This window comes from Conexibacter sp. DBS9H8 (assembly GCF_023330685.1).
GTDB lineage: Bacteria > Actinomycetota > Thermoleophilia > Solirubrobacterales > Solirubrobacteraceae > Palsa-465.
Genome location: NZ_CP097128.1, coordinates 1997316 through 2013211, shown reverse-complemented (window position 1 = coordinate 2013211; position 15896 = coordinate 1997316). Strand labels below are relative to the sequence as shown.

Here is a 15896-nt window from a genome sequence, read left to right as displayed (position 1 = left end):
CGTGGCTCGCCCGGGCACACATCCCGATACCTGTCCAGCGACGGCAGACACCGCCGGCCCGCCCGCCCGAGGTGAAAGCCGCTCAGCTGCCCGTGCTCGTCCACACCCGCCGGTCGCTCTGGGACGCGATGGCGCCGATCATGCTTGCACCCGGCGCCTTGGGACCATCAGCTGAGCCTTCGATCACCGCGAGCACATCGACGAGCTCGGGAGGAGCTCCACACCGGAGCCAAGGAGGCGACAACCGAGATGTCGCGACAAGCGCCGGCTGCATCGTCCGGGCCGGTCACGCACCAGGCCTACCCCTCGTCCGCGCCGGCGCCGTACTGCTTGCGGGGCTGGCCCGGCAGCCCCGATAACCAGAACAAAATCGGAACACAATGCTCCAGAGAACGCAAATGAGGCGGCTCGCAAGAACCGCCTCATTTGCAGTAGCTTCAGCGCTATCGGGGAGACAGGATTTGAACCTGCGACCGCCCGGCCCCCAGCCGGGTGCGCTACCAGACTGCGCCACTCCCCGTGGGCAGGGGGCCGATGATAGCCCTCTCGGGCGGGTGGACCCGGCCGACCCGTCCGGCGAACGGCGCCAGGCCCCGTCGCCCGCCCCGGACCGGGTCGTGCCCGCCGGCCGATCCGGTCAGCGCCCTCAGATCCCCGCGGCGCTGACCGCCGCGTAGGCGGCCGCCTCAAAGGCGGCGAACGTGTGGACGACCGGCGTGTCGAAGAACGGCAGCACCTGGGTCATCAGCACCCCGGCAACCCCGCTCGCCCGGTCGAGCCAGAAGTAGCAGTTGAAGATCCCCGCCCAGTCACCGCTGCCGGCCCGGCGCATCCCCGGCAGGTCGACCCCGGTGAGATGGAAGCCGTACCCCCAGCCCTGCGGAAAGGGGAGGCTCGGCACATCCCGGGTGAGGGCGGGCACCATCGAGGTCATCTGCTCGGGCAGCGGCGCACCGTGGAGCTGGTCGGTGAGGGCGAGGGCGACCGTGTCCTCAGACAGGAGGCGGACGCCGTCGAGCTCCCCGCCGCGCAGCCACAGCCGGAGGAACCGGCCGTAGTCGGCGATCGTGCCGTAGGAGCCGTGCCCGGCGGCATCCCACTCGGGGGCGGCGGGGAGGCCCAGGCCGGTCGGGGCAAGGGTTCCGTCAGGCTGGCGGGCCATCATCCCCATCAGCCGTGCGGCCTGACCGGCGTCGGGTGCGAAGGTCGAGTCGACCATCCCGAGGGGCTCATAGATGGTGCGGGCGAGGTGGGCGGACAGGCTCTCCCCCACGACCGCCTCCACGACAAGCCCGAGCCAGTCGGTGCTCGTCCCGTACACCCAGCGCTCCCCCGGATCGCTGACGAGCGGGGCCATCAGGGAGGCGCGACGCCCGTCGATGACCGGGGAGAGGCCGGTCAACGTGCAGTAGCGGAACAGCTCCGGGGAGAAGAACGGGTAGGCGGCCCCGGAGGTGTGGGTCATCAGCTCGGCGATGGTCGCCGGGCGGGCGGGCGGGCGCAGCCGCGGACGGTCCCCGTCGAAGCCGTCGAGGACCTGCAGCTGCGCCCAGGCGGGCAGGATCGCGCTCACCGGGCTGTCGAGATCGAGGCGGCCGCCCTCCAGAAGGGCGAGCGCCGCCGTGGTCGCGACCGCCTTGGTCATCGACGCGTTGCGGTAGAGCGTGTCGGCCCGGGCGGCCCCGGCGCGGCCGTCGTAGAGGACCCCGTCGCGGTGCACGATCAGCCCGGCGACCCCGTGGACCGCACCGCGCTCTACCGCCCCGGCCAGCACCCCATCGAGCTCACTCCCGTCGATCGCCATCGTCCCTCCCTCACCGTGGTTGACCCCCCCACCCTTCCATAAAATCGCCGGGTGGGGCATCAGACCGGCCGGGGTCCTAGCATCACCGGACGTTGTGAGCGCCCCCCACCGCTATGACCCGGCCGCGTTCCGGCAGGTCTTCGAGCAGCACTTCACCTATCTCGCGGGGGTCCGACGCAACGCGACCCGCTACGCCAACCGGCCTGCCCTGCACGATCCCGCCAGCGGTCGGCGCTGGACCTACGCCGAACTGTGGGAGGACGTCGGCCGTCTGGCCGCCGGCCTCGCCGAGCGGGGCGTCGGTGCCGGGGACGTCGTCTGCCTCGACCTGTTCAACGGTCCGGAGTTCGCCCTCAGCTGGCTGGCGGCTCAGCGGATCGGGGCGATCGCCGCGCCGATCAACTTTCGTCTCGCCAGCGGCGAGATCGCCCACATCATCGACGACAGCGCACCCGCCGCCGTCCTCTACGACGCCGCCCTCGCGACGACCGTGGAGGAGGGGCTCGCTCGCGCCCGCCACACCCCGGGCCTGACGGGCGTCGTCTTCGCGGGTACCGGCCCGGGAGCCGGTACCCGCGCCGAGCCGTTCCCTGATCTGCTCGCCGACAGCCCGTGGGCGGGGGAGCTGCCCGCCGACATCTACGCGGAGACGACGCGCCTCTACACGTCGGGGACGACCGGGCTGCCCAAGGGCGTGTCGCTGCCGGCGATCGTCGATGTGCTGTCGGCCCATGACGTGATCATGCACTTCCCGCTCTCGCCCGAGGACCGGACGCTCAACATGACCCCGTGGTTTCACCGCGGCGGGCTCTACTCGGGCGGCCCCAACCCGGTCTTCTACGTCGGGGCCGAGGCGGTTGCGCTGCCGGCCTTTGACGCCGCGACCGTGCTCGACTGGGTCGCCGAGCATGCGCTCACGTTCCTCATCGGCGCGCCGACGAACCTCGCGCTGCTGTCGGCCGAGCAGCAGGCACGACCGCGTGATCTCAGCTCTCTGCGCGGGATCGTCACGATGGGCGCGCCGCTGGACCGGGAGGCGTGCCTGCGCTATCAGGCCCTGCTCACCCCGAACATCTTCAACGGCTACGGCACCACCGAGGCGTTCTGGAACACGTTCCTGCGCCCCGCCGACCTGCCCGCCCACGCCGGGTCGGCGGGACGGGCCTGCACCGACGATGACGTCGCCGTCGTGTCGGTGTTCGGCGACCGACTCGCCGCCCCCGACGAGCTCGCCGCCCGTGACGGGAGCGAGGTCGGGGAGGTGATCGTCCGCTCTCCCAAATCGGGGTACGCCTACGTCAACCAGCCCGAGGAGCAGGCCGCCCGCTTCCGCGACGGCTGGCTCTACATCGGTGACCTCGCGACGTGGGATGCCGACGGCTACGTGACGATCGTCGGGCGCAAGGGTGACATGATCATCTCCGGCGGGGAGAACGTCCACCCGACCCAGGTGGAGGCGGTGCTCTGCGAGCATCCGGGGGTGGCGGACGCGGCCGTCGTCGGCCTTGCGGACGAGCGCTGGGGTGAGCTCGTCGTCGCCTACGTCGTGCGCCGCGATGCGAATGTGGACGCGGCCGCCCTCGAGTCCCACTGCCACGGTCACGCGATGCTCGCCCCCTACAAGCGGCCGCGCGCCTACCGGTTCCTCGACGCTTTGCCGATGACCGCGACAGGCAAGAAGCTCCACTACCGGCTCCGCGCCGACGTGATCGCCGACGCCGCCGAGGGCCGGTTGAGCCGCCCGTGACCCCGACGGTCAGCCACCCCTCCAGCGCGGCCCCGGTGATCACCGGGCTCGGCGCGGTCACGCCGGTCGGCCTCGACGTCGCCTCGAGCTGGCATGCGCTTGTCGCCGGGGAGTCCGGGGTCGGTCCGATCACCCTCTTTGACCCCTTCGGCCTGCCGGTCCAGATCGCCGCGGAGGTGTCGGGTTTTGACGGGGAGGCGGTGATGGGCACCAAGCGGTTCCGGCGCTCGGCCCGCTACAGCCAGTTCGCCGTCGCGGCCGCCCGGGAGGCGTTCTCAGACGCCGGCCTGTCCAGCGGGGTGCGCGGCGGGGTCGGCGACGATGAGGGCGCCAGCGTTGACCCCGAGCGGGTCGGAGTGGTGATCAACGCGGCGGTGGGCGGGTCGGCGGAGACGAACGCGGCCAGTGACGCCCTCGCCGAACACGGAGCGCGCGGGATCAGCCCCTACTACGTCCCGTCGATGATCACGAACATGCCGGCCTGTGAGGTGGCGATCGACCTCGGCCTGCACGGGCCGGTGTCGGCCTCCGCCCTCGCGTGCGCAAGCGGGAACGCCGCGCTGTTGGAGGCACGGCGGTTGATCCTCGCGGGTGAGGCGGACGTCGTCCTTGCCGGGGGGACCGATGCGGGCATCTCCCCGGTGATGTTCGCCGGGCTGGCGAACATGGGTCCCCTGTCGATCCGCAACGGTGAGCCGGCGGGCGCCTCGCGGCCCTTTGACGCCGACCGGGACGGGTTCGTGTTCGGGGAGGGGGCGGTCGTGATGGTCGTCGAGTCGGCCGCCTTCGCCGCTGCCCGCGGGGCGCGGGTGTACGGCTCGATCCGCGGCGGGGCGCTCACCGCCGACGCCTTTCACATCAGCCACCCCCAGCCCTCGGGCGCCGATGCGGCCCGGGCGGTCACCCTCGCCCTCGCCCAAGCCGAGATGGCCCCCGAGGACGTCCACCTCGTCGTCGCCCACGGGACGGGGACGAAGATCAACGATGCGGTCGAGACGAAGGTGATCCACACCGCCTTCGGACCGGCCGCGGGGGACCTCGCGGTCACCGCGCCCAAGTCGATGACCGGCCACATGATCGGGGCGGCCGGGGCGCTGTCGGCGATGGTCGCGCTGCTGGCCATGCGCGATCAGGTGATCCCGCCGACGATCAATCTCGAGACCCCGGACCCGGACTGCGACCTCGACTACGTGCCGCTGAAGGCCCGCGAGCGGACGGTGCGGACCGCGGCGGTCAACGCCTTCGGCTTCGGCGGCCAGAACTGCGTCGTCGTGCTCGCCGCCCCCGGCTGACGGGATCGCTCGGCCGGTTCCGTCCGCCCGTAGTGCGAACATCTGTTCGCACAGGAGGGAGAGCATGGAACCACGAGATGACCTGATCCGCTGCGCGCGCTGTCACAGGCTGAAGCCGCCGAGCAGCTTCAACTGGCGGCGACGGGCGATCGGCCAGCGGGACACGTACTGCCGGCCGTGCCGCGCGGACTACAAGCATGAGCACTACACGAGGAACCGCCAGCGCTACATCGACAACGCGGCGGCCCGCCGGGCACGGGTCGTGCGAGAACGGATGAGCCTACTCATCGCCTACTTCGCATCCCACCCCTGCGTCGACTGCGGCGAGTCAGACCCGCGCGTCCTCGAGTTCGACCACCAACGCGACAAGGCCTTTGACATCGGCGCGGGCATGCGGGACCGACCGTGGACGGACGTGCTGGAGGAGATCGACAAATGTGAGGTTCGCTGCGCGAACTGCCATCGCCGCCGCACCGCGCAGCAGTTCGGCTTCCTGCGGGCCCTGTTGATGGAATCCGAGCCGAGCCCGAGCGAGGCCAAATGCCGAACCGACTTCCGGAGAGCGGGCGACGGGAATTGAACCCGCCCTCGAACCTTGGAAGGGTTCTGTGCCACCACAACACTTCGCCCGCAGGACTCCAACATCTTAGCCTGTCCGCCCAGCGGCGGAACCCGATCCCTCGGCCGCCTACAATGGTCCGCTCCGAAGGGGAGTAGCACAATTGGTAGTGCACCGGTCTCCAAAACCGGGGGTTGCAGGTTCGAGTCCTGTCTCCCCTGTAGGAACGAAAGGCCCGCGAGCGCGGGCCTTTCGGCTTCACGGGGCAAGGCGTCGTTGGCGTGCGCAGGGACACCCGAAACCGGCCCAGCGTGGCCGAGGATGGCTGCCTCACAGGTCAACCACCGGCTGGAGTGGCTCGGTCGTCGACATGACGCGGGGGGCGCAATGAGACATACGGCGTCGTCGCCGACGCCGTATGCGAGACCTTCCGTGGGATCCTCGGAGATAGCCTCAGCTGCGTGATCGAGTTGCGTCCCCTCCTCCCCGATGACCTGCCGTCTGTCGCCGGCTGGTTGAGCCGGCCGCACGTCGCCCGTTGGTGGTTGGCGGACACGACGGCGGAGGCCGAACTGAACCAGCTCGCGGCGCGAGTCGCGGCGCCCGCGGCGAGCGCGACCGAGACGCTCCTGATCCTCGAATGCGGCGACCCCGAGCTGGAGGCGCCACCGATCGGGTGGTGCCAGTGGTACCCCTATGACGCGTACCCGGCGGAAGCCGCGGCGCTCGGCGCGCACGCCGGCGATTGCGGGATCGATTATGCGATCGGCGAGCCGGCGGCGATCGGTCGCGGCTTGGGAAGGGAGCTGATCGCCGCGCTCGTGGAGGTGGTCCGCCACCACCACCCGGGCTGTGGCCTGATCGTGGATCCGGCCGCCGCCAATGTCGCCTCCCGGCGGGTGCTCGAACACAACGGCTTTGCGTTGATCGGCGTCCGCTCCGTCGCGACCGAACCGAGCGAGCATCCTGTCGCGATCTACCGCCTCAGCGATGAGGAGGCACAGCCTGAAGGCGCGCACATCCCCGTCGCCACATCCTGATCGACGCCGCTCGATCACGGCCGCCACCGGTACCCAGACCTCTCGTGCGATCCGTCGCCTGAGCTGGGCGACCCGCTCGCGGGGACGAGCGCGATCCGATTGATCTCCCGCCCATGATGTGGCTTATCTCAGTCACATTGACTTAGATATGTTCCTCCTCTACACAGGGTAGCCGTACAGTGCCTCCGATGCGAGGCGCAGCCCGAAGGCCAGTGCCTGCGCGGCCGGCACGGTCCGCGGCGGTCGAGGCGGCCAACGCGCGCTGGTACTTCGCAGGGTTGGCCGCGTCCCTGGTGGGCAACAGCGCGATGTCACTGGTGGCCGGGGTGTGGGTCAAGGCCCTGACCGGCAGCAGCGCTCAGGCCGGCCTAGTGTCGGCGTGCATCTACGCCGGGACGATGGGCGCGCCCGTCGCGGGGTTGATCGCAGACCGTCTCCCACGCCGGCGGCTGCTCGTGTGGATGAACGTGCTCGCCGCCACCACCATCGCGGCGTTGCTGTGGGTGGCCTCGCGCGCTCAGCTGTGGCTCCTGTTCGCAGTGATGGGCCTCTACGGGATTGAGGCGACGCTGATGGATCCCGCCGAGGATGCGCTCTTTGTCGAGATGTTCAGCCCGCAGCTGCGCCAGAAGGCCAACGGGTGGCGACTGACGATCCAGGAAGCCGGTCGGCTGATCGCTCCGCTGGCCGGGGCGGGTCTGTTCGTCCTCATCGGCGGCGGCGCCGTCGCCGCCCTGGATACGGCCACCTTTCTGTTCGCCGCCTGGGCCGTCACTCGCCTGCACACCGAGGACAGCCCACCCCGGCACGCCCCCGAGCGGCTTGGTCCTGCCCTCCTCGCCGGTGTCCGCCACATCCTGGCGACACCGAGCCTCCGGGCCACCGTGACGGCGGCGGCGGCGATGGCCCTGTCGGGCATCGGTGTCGCCGCCCAGTACAGCCTCGTCCACGGCGTCGGGCAGGCGCCTGCCTTCCTTGGCGTGTTCAGCGCACTGCTCGGTGGCGGATCGATCATCGCCTCATTGACGGCAGGCCGGATCATCGATCGCCTCGACGAGTCGCGACTGGCCGTGATCGGGCTGATCAACTTCGCGGCCGCGAACCTGCTGCGCGCCGACCACTCGCTGCTCGCCGCGATCGTCGGCTCGATCGTGCTCGGGTTCGCGCTCCCCTACGTCTTCCTCGCGACCCTCAACCTCGCGATGGCGGTCACCCCGAGCGAGCTCCAAGGCCGGGTCTCCGCCGCCTTGACCTTTGCCCTGTTCGGCCCCCAGGCCCTCACGCAGGCCATCGGCTCCGCGCTCATCGCCCACGTCAGCTACGTCGACATCTACCTCGCCTCCGCGGCCGTCAGCCTGAGCATCGCCGGACGGCTGCTGCGCCAACGCGCCCGCCTCACAGAAGCGCCTCTGGTCACGTGAACGTGCCCCCCCGGGTGCGGCCACCCGCGCCCACGCCGGCCCCGATGACACGCCCTCCCTCAGCTCCGCGCCCGCGACCACGCCTCGAGCACCATCAGCGTCTTGGTGCCGCGCACGTCCCGGATCCGCCGCAGCGAGTTGACCGCCTGCTTGAGATGGCCGGCGTCATCGACGCGGATCATCACGATCGCGTCCGTGTCCCCAGCGACGGTGTAGGTCGCGTCGATCTCCGGGATGCGGTGGAACTGGCCGATCACCTCATCCGCATCGGCCTCCCCGGCGAGCCGGATCTCGACCCAGGCCTGGATCGAGGAGCCGAGCTTGCCGTGGTCGATGATCGTCGTGTAGCCGCGGATGACGCCCTCCCGCTCGAGCCGGTCGATCCGGCGCTTCACCGGGGCGGGTGAGAGGGCGACGTGGGCGGAGATGTCCGCGACGGTGCGCCGCGCGTCCTGCTCCAGCAGGGCGAGGATCCGCCGGTCGATCGCGTCGAGGTTCACCGGGTCGGCCATGAGACGACCTATATCAGCTCGCGCGGGCCCCTGGCGCAATTGCCGTGCGTCAGCGGCCGACGACACGCAAGAAGTCCGCGTTTAACTACACAAAGCCCGCGTGTGACTTGCGTCACAGGTCAGAAGGCGGTGTGATCGCGGGATGACCCTCGTGAGATCCGCCGTCACGCTCGATGACAAGTACACCGCGGAGGAGGGAACGATCCTGCTCAACGGGATCCATGCCCTCGTCCGCGTGCTGCTTGACCTGCGCCGCCTTGACCGGCGAGCAGGCCTGAACACCTCGGCGTTCATCAGCGGCTACCAGGGCTCGCCACTCGGCGGGCTCGATCGTGAGCTGAGCCGCAACCGGTCACGCCTCGAGGCGGCCAACACGCTCTTCCAGCCCGGATTGAACGAGGAGCTCGCAGCGACGGCCGTCGCCGGTACCCAGCTGCTCGACGACCTGCCCGAGGGGACCAAGACAATGGACGCGGTCACCGGCTTCTGGTTCGGCAAGGCCCCGGGACTCGATCGCGCGGCCGACGCGATCCGGCACGCCAACCTGTCGGGCACGACACCGCTGGGCGGGGCGGTCGCGATCATCGGTGATGATCCGACGAGCAAGTCCTCGACCGTGCCGAGCAGCAGCGAGCCGCTCTGCATGAGCCTCGCCGTCCCGCTGCTCGTCCCCTCGAGCGTCGGGGAGATCATCTCCTTCGGCCTGCACGCGGTCGCCCTCTCACGCCACTCCGGCCTGTGGGCGGGCCTGAAGATCGTGGCTGACATCGCCGACGCGTCGAGCACGGTCGACATCACCGGGCACCTTGACCTGATCCCGGAGTTCCCGCCACGGGAGGGCCACCGCGCCCCGAAGTTGCTGCCGCCGACGAACCTCGACGCCGAACTCGACCAGATCACCACCCGCCTTGGCCGCGCGAGCGAGTACGCGCGGGCGGCGAAGCTGAATCTCGCCATCAACGAGGTGGCCCGCCCCCGTCTGGCGATCGTCGCCGCCGGGATGGCGTATGAGGCGGTCGTCCGCGCCCTGTGGGACCTCGGGATCGACGAGGAGCTCACCAGCCTCGGGATCCGCTTGGTCAAGCTCGGGATGCCCTGGCCCCTGGACGCGGAGACGGTTCGGGAGCTCGTCGGTGACGCCGAGCGGATCCTCGTGGTCGAGGACAAGCGTCCGTTCCTCGAGACCCTCATCCGCGACGGCCTCTACGGGCAGCCGCACACACCACCGGTGATCGGCAAGACCCTCGAGGACGGCAGCGAGCTGCTGCCCTACCGCAGCTCGGTGTCGGCCGACGACATCACCCGGGCGCTGCCGCGGCTCCTCGACGACCTGGAGACTCACCGCAGCGTGGCCGACCAGCGCGAACGCGTGCACGGACGCCACGCCGCCCTCGCGGGGGTCGAGGCGCTCGCGAGCCGCACCCCCTACTTCTGCTCGGGCTGCCCGCACAACGTGTCCACCCGCGCCGACGAGGACCAGCTCGTCGGCGCCGGCATCGGCTGTCACACGATGGTCGTCCTCGACGAACCAGGCCGGCGCGGCCACATCCTCGGTATGACCCAGATGGGTGGAGAGGGGATGCAGTGGCTCGGCCTCGCGCCATTCACCACGGAGGACCATTTCTTCCAGAACATCGGGGACGGGACCTTCCACCACTCGGGGTCGCTGGCGATCCGCGCGGCAACGGCCGCCAAGGCGCACATGACCTTCAAGTTGCTCTACAACGACGCGGTCGCGATGACCGGCGGCCAGAACCCCGAGGGCCGCCTGCCGATCCCCCAGCTCACCCGCTGGATGGCCCTCGAGGGGGTCAGCCGGGTCATCATCACCACGCCTGAGCCCGAAACCTACGAGCACGTCACCCTCGACCCGATCGCCAGCGTCCGCCACCGCGACGACCTCCCCGACGTTCACCGCGAACTCGCCGCCACGCCAGGCGTCACCGTCCTCATTCACGACGACCGCTGCGCCACCGAGAAGCGGCGGCTGCGCAAGCGCGGAAAGCTGCCCGCCGCGACCCAGCGGGTGTGGATCAACGAGCGTGTGTGCGAGGGCTGTGGCGACTGCGGCGAGCAGTCGTCGTGTCTCTCGGTCCTTCCGGTGCACACGGAGTTCGGGCGCAAGACCCAGATCCATCAGCCCTCGTGCAACTCGGACATGACCTGCCTCAAGGGCGACTGCCCGTCCTTCCTGCTGATCGAACCGGCCGCCGCGACGGCAGCCCACCAACAGCACTTCCCCGAGCCGCCGCCCTCCCCGACTCCGACCCTGCGCGTCCCCAACGAGGTGCTCATCCGCATGCCCGGGATCGGGGGCACCGGGGTGGTCACCGCATCGGCCATCCTGCAGATGGCCGCCCACCTCGACGGTCGTCACGCCGAGGGCCTCGAACAGATCGGCCTCGCCCAGAAGGGCGGTCCGGTCATCTCCGACATCCGCATCTCCGACCGAGCGATCCCCGGGCAGATCAAGGCGTCGACCTCGAGCATCGACGTCCTCCTCGGACTCGATCTGCTTGGGGCCACCAGCGTTGACACGTTGAAGGCGTGTGAGCCGAGCCTGACCATCGCCGTGCTCAACCTCGCCGAGGTCCCCACCTCGCAGATGGTCATCGACACCCACGTCGGCTTCCCCGAGCGGAGCATCGCCGTCCGCCGCGTGGAGGCGGCCACCCGGCGGGACGAGCTGCTCACCATCGACGCCGAGGGACTCTCTGAACGCCTGTTCGGCGACCACATGCCCGCCAACGTGATGCTGTTGGGCGCCGCCTTCCAACACGGGTGCATTCCCGTGAGCGAGGAAGCCCTCGAGCGGGCGATCGAGCTCAATGGGGCGGCCGTCACCACGACCCTCGCCGCCTTCCGCTGGGGTCGCACCTGGGCGTCGAATCCTGATGCGGTGCAGGCGGTCATCGCCGAGACCTCGATTGAGACCCCTCCCCTGACCGCGAGCGCCGCCGCGCTGGCTGCGGCGACCGCCCACGGCCTGACCGGCACGGCGGCCACGACAACGGCGCTGCGTCTGGATGAGCTCACCGCCTTCCAGGACTCGCAGACGGCAAGCCGGTACCTCGATGAGGTGGTGCGGGTCGCGCAGATCGAGGACCGCGCGTTCCCGGGGCACGGCACCCGTCTCACCGAGGCCTATGCCCGCAACCTCTACAAGCTCATCGCCTACAAGGACGAGTATGAGGTGGCTCGGCTGCATCTCAGCCAGCTCGAGCAGCACAAGCGCGAGGCGCTGTTCGGTCCGGACGCACAGGCGAAGGTGCTGCTGCACCCGCCGCTGCTGCGCAGCCTCGGGATGGAGCGCAAGCTGGCGATCCCCGCCGGCGTCGCCACGCCGCTGTTTCGCTCCCTCGTGCGCTTGCGACGCCTGCGCGGAACGCCGCTCGACATCTTCGCCCGTGCGGAGGTCCGACAGGTGGAACGGCGTCTGCCGGGCGAGTACAGCCAGCTGGTCAGCCGAGCCCTCGCGCTTGCCTCATCGGCCGACTATGAGGCGCTCGTCTCCCTCGCCGAACTACCCGACATGGTGCGCGGTTACGAGCAGATCAAGCTCGACAACGTCGAGCGTTTCCGGAGCGCCGGCCGAGCGGCGCTGGCGGCGATCGGAACCGACACGGCCCGACCCCGGGAACGGGAGATCCATCTCAGCTCGCATTCCGAGGGGTGAGGCTGAGGCGGTAAGCCTCGGCTCAGGCGGAGGCTCCGGCACACCGATCCTCGGCTCAGGCGGAGGCTCCGGCACACCGATCCTCGCCCAGGGACCCAATCAGGGCGGCGGCGTCAGTCGCCGACGCCAGCGGCGACCGGGTCTCCGGCACGCCGTCCGCGCCGGAGGCGGGCCAGCAACGGCGGGGATTCGATCGCGGGCGGACCGCCGGCCTGCCAGGCCTCCAGCTCGGGGGTGATGAGGCGGAACCCGCCGGCGAGAACGAGGAACAGGACGAGCAGCGCCCCGACACCAAGCAGCCCGGCGGCGATCCAGGTGCCGGTCCGGATGCCGGCCGCCGGGGTCGCCCCGACGGTCTCAGCGACGTGGATGAGGATCGGGGCGGTGAGGAAGGCCGCCACCCCCCGAAGCATCTCGACGAGCGCGAAGATCCGCGGCAGCTGCAGTGAGGGGAGTGAGAAGCCCGCGACGAACAGGCCCGGGGCGACCGAGGCGCCGACCCCGAGCCCGAGCCCAGCGGTCCCGATCACGATCAGCGTCGTGTCACCACCCGTGCTGCCGGCAAGCAGGGCTCCGGTGCCCACGAGCACGACAAGTCCGGCAAAGGCGAGCGCCGGCACCCAGCGTGTGAAGAACAGGCCACCGAACAGCATCGCCGTCAGCACCGCGCCCCCGAACTCCGGCCAGAACACGGCGGAGGAGACGTGGTGGGCAACGACGGTCAGCTCGAGCAGACCGACGAGCGCGACCGAACCGGCACCGGCGAACATCGCCAGCGCGATCGCGGCGATCGGCACCGTGTGCCCGAGTTGGCGGATCGGCATCAGCGGGTCGGCAACCGATGCCTGGTGGACGATCAGCCCGATCAGACAGGCGAGCCCCAACGCCATCGGGACGAGCACGATCGTCGACACGAAGGCATGGTTGGCCAGGCTCGATCCGCCGAAGAACGCGGCGACACAGCCGACGGAGGCGAGCCCGAGCGACTCGAAGTCGAACTCGAGCTCACGGTCCATCGGCGGCTGATCCCGGAAGGTGAGGAGCGTCAGCGTGAAGCAGACCGCACCGACCGCCGCCGCGATCCAGAACAGCAGCCGCCAATCACCGAGACTGACGAAGGCGCCGCCGATCACCGGGCCGACGGCGACCGCCCCGAAGATGCCCATGTTCATCACCATCGCGGTCGCTCGCATCCGGGCGAGCGGGAAGGCGAGGATGAGGGCCGGGGCAGCGGTGATCAGCATCAGGCTCGTCGCCATCCCCTGCAGGATCCGTCCGATGAAGAACGGCACGGGCGAGGCCGACAGCGCTGTGAGGACGGAGGCGAGCGTGAACACCAGTGCATACAGCGCGAGCAGGCGGCGGCCGGGCAGACGGGAGGTGAGCTGGACGGCGAGGATCGTCCCGAAGCAGTAGGCGGCGTCGGCCATTCCCGCGTTCATCTCCAGCCCCGCGCCGGTGAGATGGACGGCGTGGGAGATCGCCGCCTGGAGCGGGTCGACCGCCGCAGACAGCACGAGGAACGGGGTGAGGGCGGCGATCACCATCGTCACCGCCGACCAGTAGCTGCCCGCGAGCGGACCCTCCCAGCCCAGGGGGCTGAGGCTGGTCAGCCGGCGCATCTCAGCTCGACCTCGGGGAGCTGTCCTCCAACCGCGGCGCGGAGCCGTATTCGACGTCACTCACCGCTGCTCCCCAACTCACCGTCGACCCGCTGTCGTCGGCCTCGTGGATGGCGACGTGAACCATGAACCGGGTCGAGCAGGCCCCGTGCCAGTGATCCTCGCCAGGCGCGAAGACGACCCGGTCCCCCGGCCAGATGACCTCGACGGGTCCGCCGCGGCGCTGGCAGAGCCCGACGCCCTCCGTCACCCAGATCGTCTGACCAACCGGGTGGCTGTGCCAGTGGGTCCGTGCCCCTGGCATGAAATGGACGTTCGCCGCCGCGACCCGGCTCGGCGCGGTCTGGGTGGTGATCGTGTCGATCAGCACGGTCCCGGTGAACCAGTCGGCGGGTCCGATCGAGGAGTCGGTGCGGTTGCGCGTGATCTGCATGGTCTGGGCGGGCTCTCGGTTGGAGGGGTCGAAGGAGCGGAGGACGGTCCGCGGACGGTCGTGGGCCGGTCCGGTCCAGCCTGAACGTCCGTCAGGGGAACCTAAGCAGGTACCGTCTGGGACAGGGAGTCCCTGCCGTTCCGGGTACTCACAGTGCCCCCCTGTCCCTGGGGGGCCAGCCTCTACGCTGCACGGATGGACCCGCGCAGTGAGATCCGCGAGTTTCTCACCTCACGTCGGGCGAGGATCACGCCCCCGGAGGCGGGCCTTCCCGTCTACGGCGACCTGCGACGAGTCCCGGGGCTGCGCCGCGAAGAGGTGGCGCTGCTCGCCGGCGTGAGTGTCGACTACTACACGCGACTCGAACGCGGACACATCGGCGGGGTGTCCGAGGCGGTGCTCGAGGCGGTCGCCCGGGCTCTCCAGCTCGACGAGGCCGAACGCACCCACCTCCACGACCTCGCCCGCGCGAGCCGTCCGATGACCCGAACGCGCCGACCTCCCGCGCCACGTCCGTTGCGCCCCAACGTGCAACGGATCATCGACTCGATGCTCGGCACCCCGGCGATCGTGCGCGATCACCGCTTCGACCTGCTCGCTGCCAACGCGATCGGCCGGGCGCTGTATGCGCCGATCTTCGATCAGCCCCGGCTCGCCGGCCAGCGGCCGAACACCGCCCGGTTCGTCTTTCTCGATCCGGGAGCGGGCGACTTCTACCCCAACTGGGAGCAGGCAGCCGAGGACGTCGTCGCGATGCTGCGGGTCGAGGCTGGGCGCAACCCGCACGACCGGGTCCTCACCGACCTCGTCGGGGAGCTCTGTATCCAGAGCGAGGCGTTTGCCGCCCACTGGGCCAAGCACAACGTGCGCTTACACTGCAACGGATCGAAGACGGTCCGCCATCCCGTCGTCGGGGAGATGACCCTGGAGTTCGAGCGGCTGCAGTTTGAGGCTGACGCGGGTGCGATCACGCTGTCGGCATACACCGCCTCGCCGGGGTCCCGCAGCGATGAGGCGCTGCGCCTGCTCGGCAGCTGGGCGGCGACCGAGGCCGCCGAAGCGACCGCGCAGGACGCGCTCGATACGGGCGGAGGGACTCGAACCCCCACGGGAAGCCCACCGGCACCTAAAGCCGGCGCGTCTACCAATTCCGCCACGCCCGCCTGAGCTGACGCCGACGCCCGCGACGGGCCTGGGGAACTGCCGCGCGCGCGCCGGAACCGATTGTATGGTGCCCGCCATGGTCAACGGTCGACATCTTCCTCCCGGGCATGTCGTCACCTACCCGAACCGGGAGAAGGCGTCTTCACGGGCGACCAAGGCGATCATCGTGGCCCTGCTGCTCATCTCGGTGTTCCTCATCCTCGTCGTCACGGTGGGTGGTTGGAGCAAGCTCCAGGGCCTGGAGCCGGTGAACTTCCTCTGGTGCCTCATCTACCTCGCGATCGCCTTCTACGTGGCGCGCTGGGCCCGCGGCCTGTTGCCGATCGCGGCCGCGCTCGCGATCCTCATGCTGATCATCTCGCTGATCGCCGGGTTCGGCGGGTCGGGGACAAGCTGGTTTGACCGCAGCCACGTCGGGTACGCCGCCGCTCAGTCCCTGTTCGGCGGTCCGGGTTTGAGCCCGGACCTTCTCGGCGTCCTCGTCTTTGCGATCGCGCCGGTCCAGGCGTTGCTGATCCTCATGGCGATGCGCGGCTTCGGGCAGGCCTGGAATGTCGAAGTCGACCGCCACGTCAGCGAACTGCCGCCCGAGCATCCGCTCGCCCGAGTGTCCGCGGCCTGAGCCG

Annotated in this window: 11 protein-coding genes, 4 tRNA genes and 1 pseudogene; 9 read left to right on the top strand and 7 right to left on the bottom strand. The window is 70.3% G+C overall.

Annotation, left to right across the window (positions count from 1 at the left end; genetic code table 11):
• Window positions 1-446 precede the first annotated feature (446 nt).
• Together M3M55_RS09575 and M3M55_RS09570 are read right to left on the bottom strand one after the other, a co-directional pair.
• Window positions 447-520, bottom strand: a tRNA-Pro gene (locus M3M55_RS09575).
• Window positions 521-646: 126 nt separating this feature from the next.
• On the bottom strand, window positions 647-1804 hold the full coding sequence (locus tag M3M55_RS09570) for a serine hydrolase (protein WP_249009278.1): 1158 nt from the start codon (window positions 1802-1804) through the stop codon (window positions 647-649).
• Between the two features lie 94 nt (window positions 1805-1898).
• Here M3M55_RS09570 and M3M55_RS09565 point away from each other — a divergent pair, with 94 nt between their 5' ends.
• From M3M55_RS09565 to M3M55_RS09555, 3 genes are all read left to right on the top strand, one after another.
• Window positions 1899-3551: a class I adenylate-forming enzyme family protein gene (locus tag M3M55_RS09565; RefSeq protein WP_249009277.1), complete on the top strand. Its 1653-nt coding sequence runs from the start codon at window positions 1899-1901 to the stop codon at window positions 3549-3551.
• Between the two features lie 35 nt (window positions 3552-3586).
• Entirely contained in the window at window positions 3587-4843 is a 1257-nt protein-coding gene (locus M3M55_RS09560) for a beta-ketoacyl synthase (RefSeq protein ID WP_371878759.1), read from the top strand.
• A gap of 64 nt (window positions 4844-4907) precedes the next feature.
• Window positions 4908-5423 carry a hypothetical protein gene (locus tag M3M55_RS09555; RefSeq protein WP_249009275.1) on the top strand — a complete coding sequence of 172 codons (516 nt, stop codon included), beginning with the start codon at window positions 4908-4910 and terminating at the stop codon, window positions 5421-5423.
• Here the strand turns inward: M3M55_RS09555 and M3M55_RS09550 are convergent.
• Window positions 5405-5475: transfer RNA gene (locus M3M55_RS09550), tRNA-Gly, on the bottom strand. The genes M3M55_RS09555 and M3M55_RS09550 overlap by 19 nt on opposite strands.
• Window positions 5476-5550: 75 nt before the next feature.
• Between M3M55_RS09550 and M3M55_RS09545 the strand changes: the two genes are divergently transcribed.
• From M3M55_RS09545 to M3M55_RS09535, 3 genes are all read left to right on the top strand, one after another.
• Window positions 5551-5623: transfer RNA gene (locus tag M3M55_RS09545), tRNA-Trp, on the top strand.
• Window positions 5624-5863: 240 nt separating this feature from the next.
• Window positions 5864-6442, top strand: a complete 579-nt coding sequence (locus M3M55_RS09540; RefSeq protein WP_249009274.1) for a GNAT family N-acetyltransferase — start codon at window positions 5864-5866, stop codon at window positions 6440-6442.
• Between the two features lie 212 nt (window positions 6443-6654).
• The gene (locus M3M55_RS09535) at window positions 6655-7863 is read left to right on the top strand and encodes an MFS transporter (RefSeq protein ID WP_249009273.1); all 1209 of its coding nucleotides are present in this window, start codon (window positions 6655-6657) and stop codon (window positions 7861-7863) included.
• A 59-nt stretch (window positions 7864-7922) separates the two neighbouring features.
• Here M3M55_RS09535 and M3M55_RS09530 read toward each other — a convergent pair whose 3' ends face one another.
• Window positions 7923-8375, bottom strand: a complete 453-nt coding sequence (locus M3M55_RS09530; protein WP_249009272.1) for an Lrp/AsnC family transcriptional regulator — start codon at window positions 8373-8375, stop codon at window positions 7923-7925.
• A gap of 142 nt (window positions 8376-8517) precedes the next feature.
• On the opposite strand from M3M55_RS09530, the gene M3M55_RS09525 reads away from it, so the two are divergent.
• Window positions 8518-12051: an indolepyruvate ferredoxin oxidoreductase family protein gene (locus tag M3M55_RS09525; RefSeq protein ID WP_371878692.1), complete on the top strand. Its 3534-nt coding sequence runs from the start codon at window positions 8518-8520 to the stop codon at window positions 12049-12051.
• A gap of 113 nt (window positions 12052-12164) precedes the next feature.
• Here M3M55_RS09525 and M3M55_RS09520 read toward each other — a convergent pair whose 3' ends face one another.
• Complete coding sequence (locus tag M3M55_RS09520) at window positions 12165-13673, bottom strand: MFS transporter (protein ID WP_249009270.1); 1509 nt, start codon at window positions 13671-13673, stop codon at window positions 12165-12167.
• Window position 13674: 1 nt separating this feature from the next.
• Window positions 13675-14106: a cupin domain-containing protein gene (locus M3M55_RS09515; RefSeq protein ID WP_249009269.1), complete on the bottom strand. Its 432-nt coding sequence runs from the start codon at window positions 14104-14106 to the stop codon at window positions 13675-13677.
• 195 nt (window positions 14107-14301) lie between these two features.
• Between M3M55_RS09515 and M3M55_RS09510 the strand changes: the two are divergent.
• Window positions 14302-15183, top strand: a pseudogene (locus M3M55_RS09510) (helix-turn-helix transcriptional regulator); the annotation flags it as partial.
• A gap of 5 nt (window positions 15184-15188) precedes the next feature.
• Here the strand turns inward: M3M55_RS09510 and M3M55_RS09505 are convergent.
• Window positions 15189-15269 (bottom strand) — tRNA-Leu (locus M3M55_RS09505).
• 77 nt (window positions 15270-15346) lie between these two features.
• Here M3M55_RS09505 and M3M55_RS09500 point away from each other — a divergent pair.
• Window positions 15347-15892 carry a hypothetical protein gene (locus M3M55_RS09500; protein ID WP_249009268.1) on the top strand — a complete coding sequence of 182 codons (546 nt, stop codon included), beginning with the start codon at window positions 15347-15349 and terminating at the stop codon, window positions 15890-15892.
• Window positions 15893-15896: the final 4 nt, after the last annotated feature.

Excerpts from the sequence above, each read along its gene's own strand:
- M3M55_RS09520 (WP_249009270.1), bottom strand. The coding sequence starts at position 13,673 with ATGCGCCGGCTGACCAGCCTCAGCCCCCTGGGCTGGGAGGGTCCGCTC.
- M3M55_RS09570 (WP_249009278.1), bottom strand. The coding sequence starts at position 1,804 with ATGGCGATCGACGGGAGTGAGCTCGATGGGGTGCTGGCCGGGGCGGTA.
- M3M55_RS09500 (WP_249009268.1), top strand. The coding sequence starts at position 15,347 with ATGGTCAACGGTCGACATCTTCCTCCCGGGCATGTCGTCACCTACCCG.
- M3M55_RS09525 (WP_371878692.1), top strand. The coding sequence starts at position 8,518 with ATGACCCTCGTGAGATCCGCCGTCACGCTCGATGACAAGTACACCGCG.
- M3M55_RS09555 (WP_249009275.1), top strand. The coding sequence starts at position 4,908 with ATGGAACCACGAGATGACCTGATCCGCTGCGCGCGCTGTCACAGGCTG.
- M3M55_RS09530 (WP_249009272.1), bottom strand. The coding sequence starts at position 8,375 with ATGGCCGACCCGGTGAACCTCGACGCGATCGACCGGCGGATCCTCGCC.
- M3M55_RS09515 (WP_249009269.1), bottom strand. The coding sequence starts at position 14,106 with ATGCAGATCACGCGCAACCGCACCGACTCCTCGATCGGACCCGCCGAC.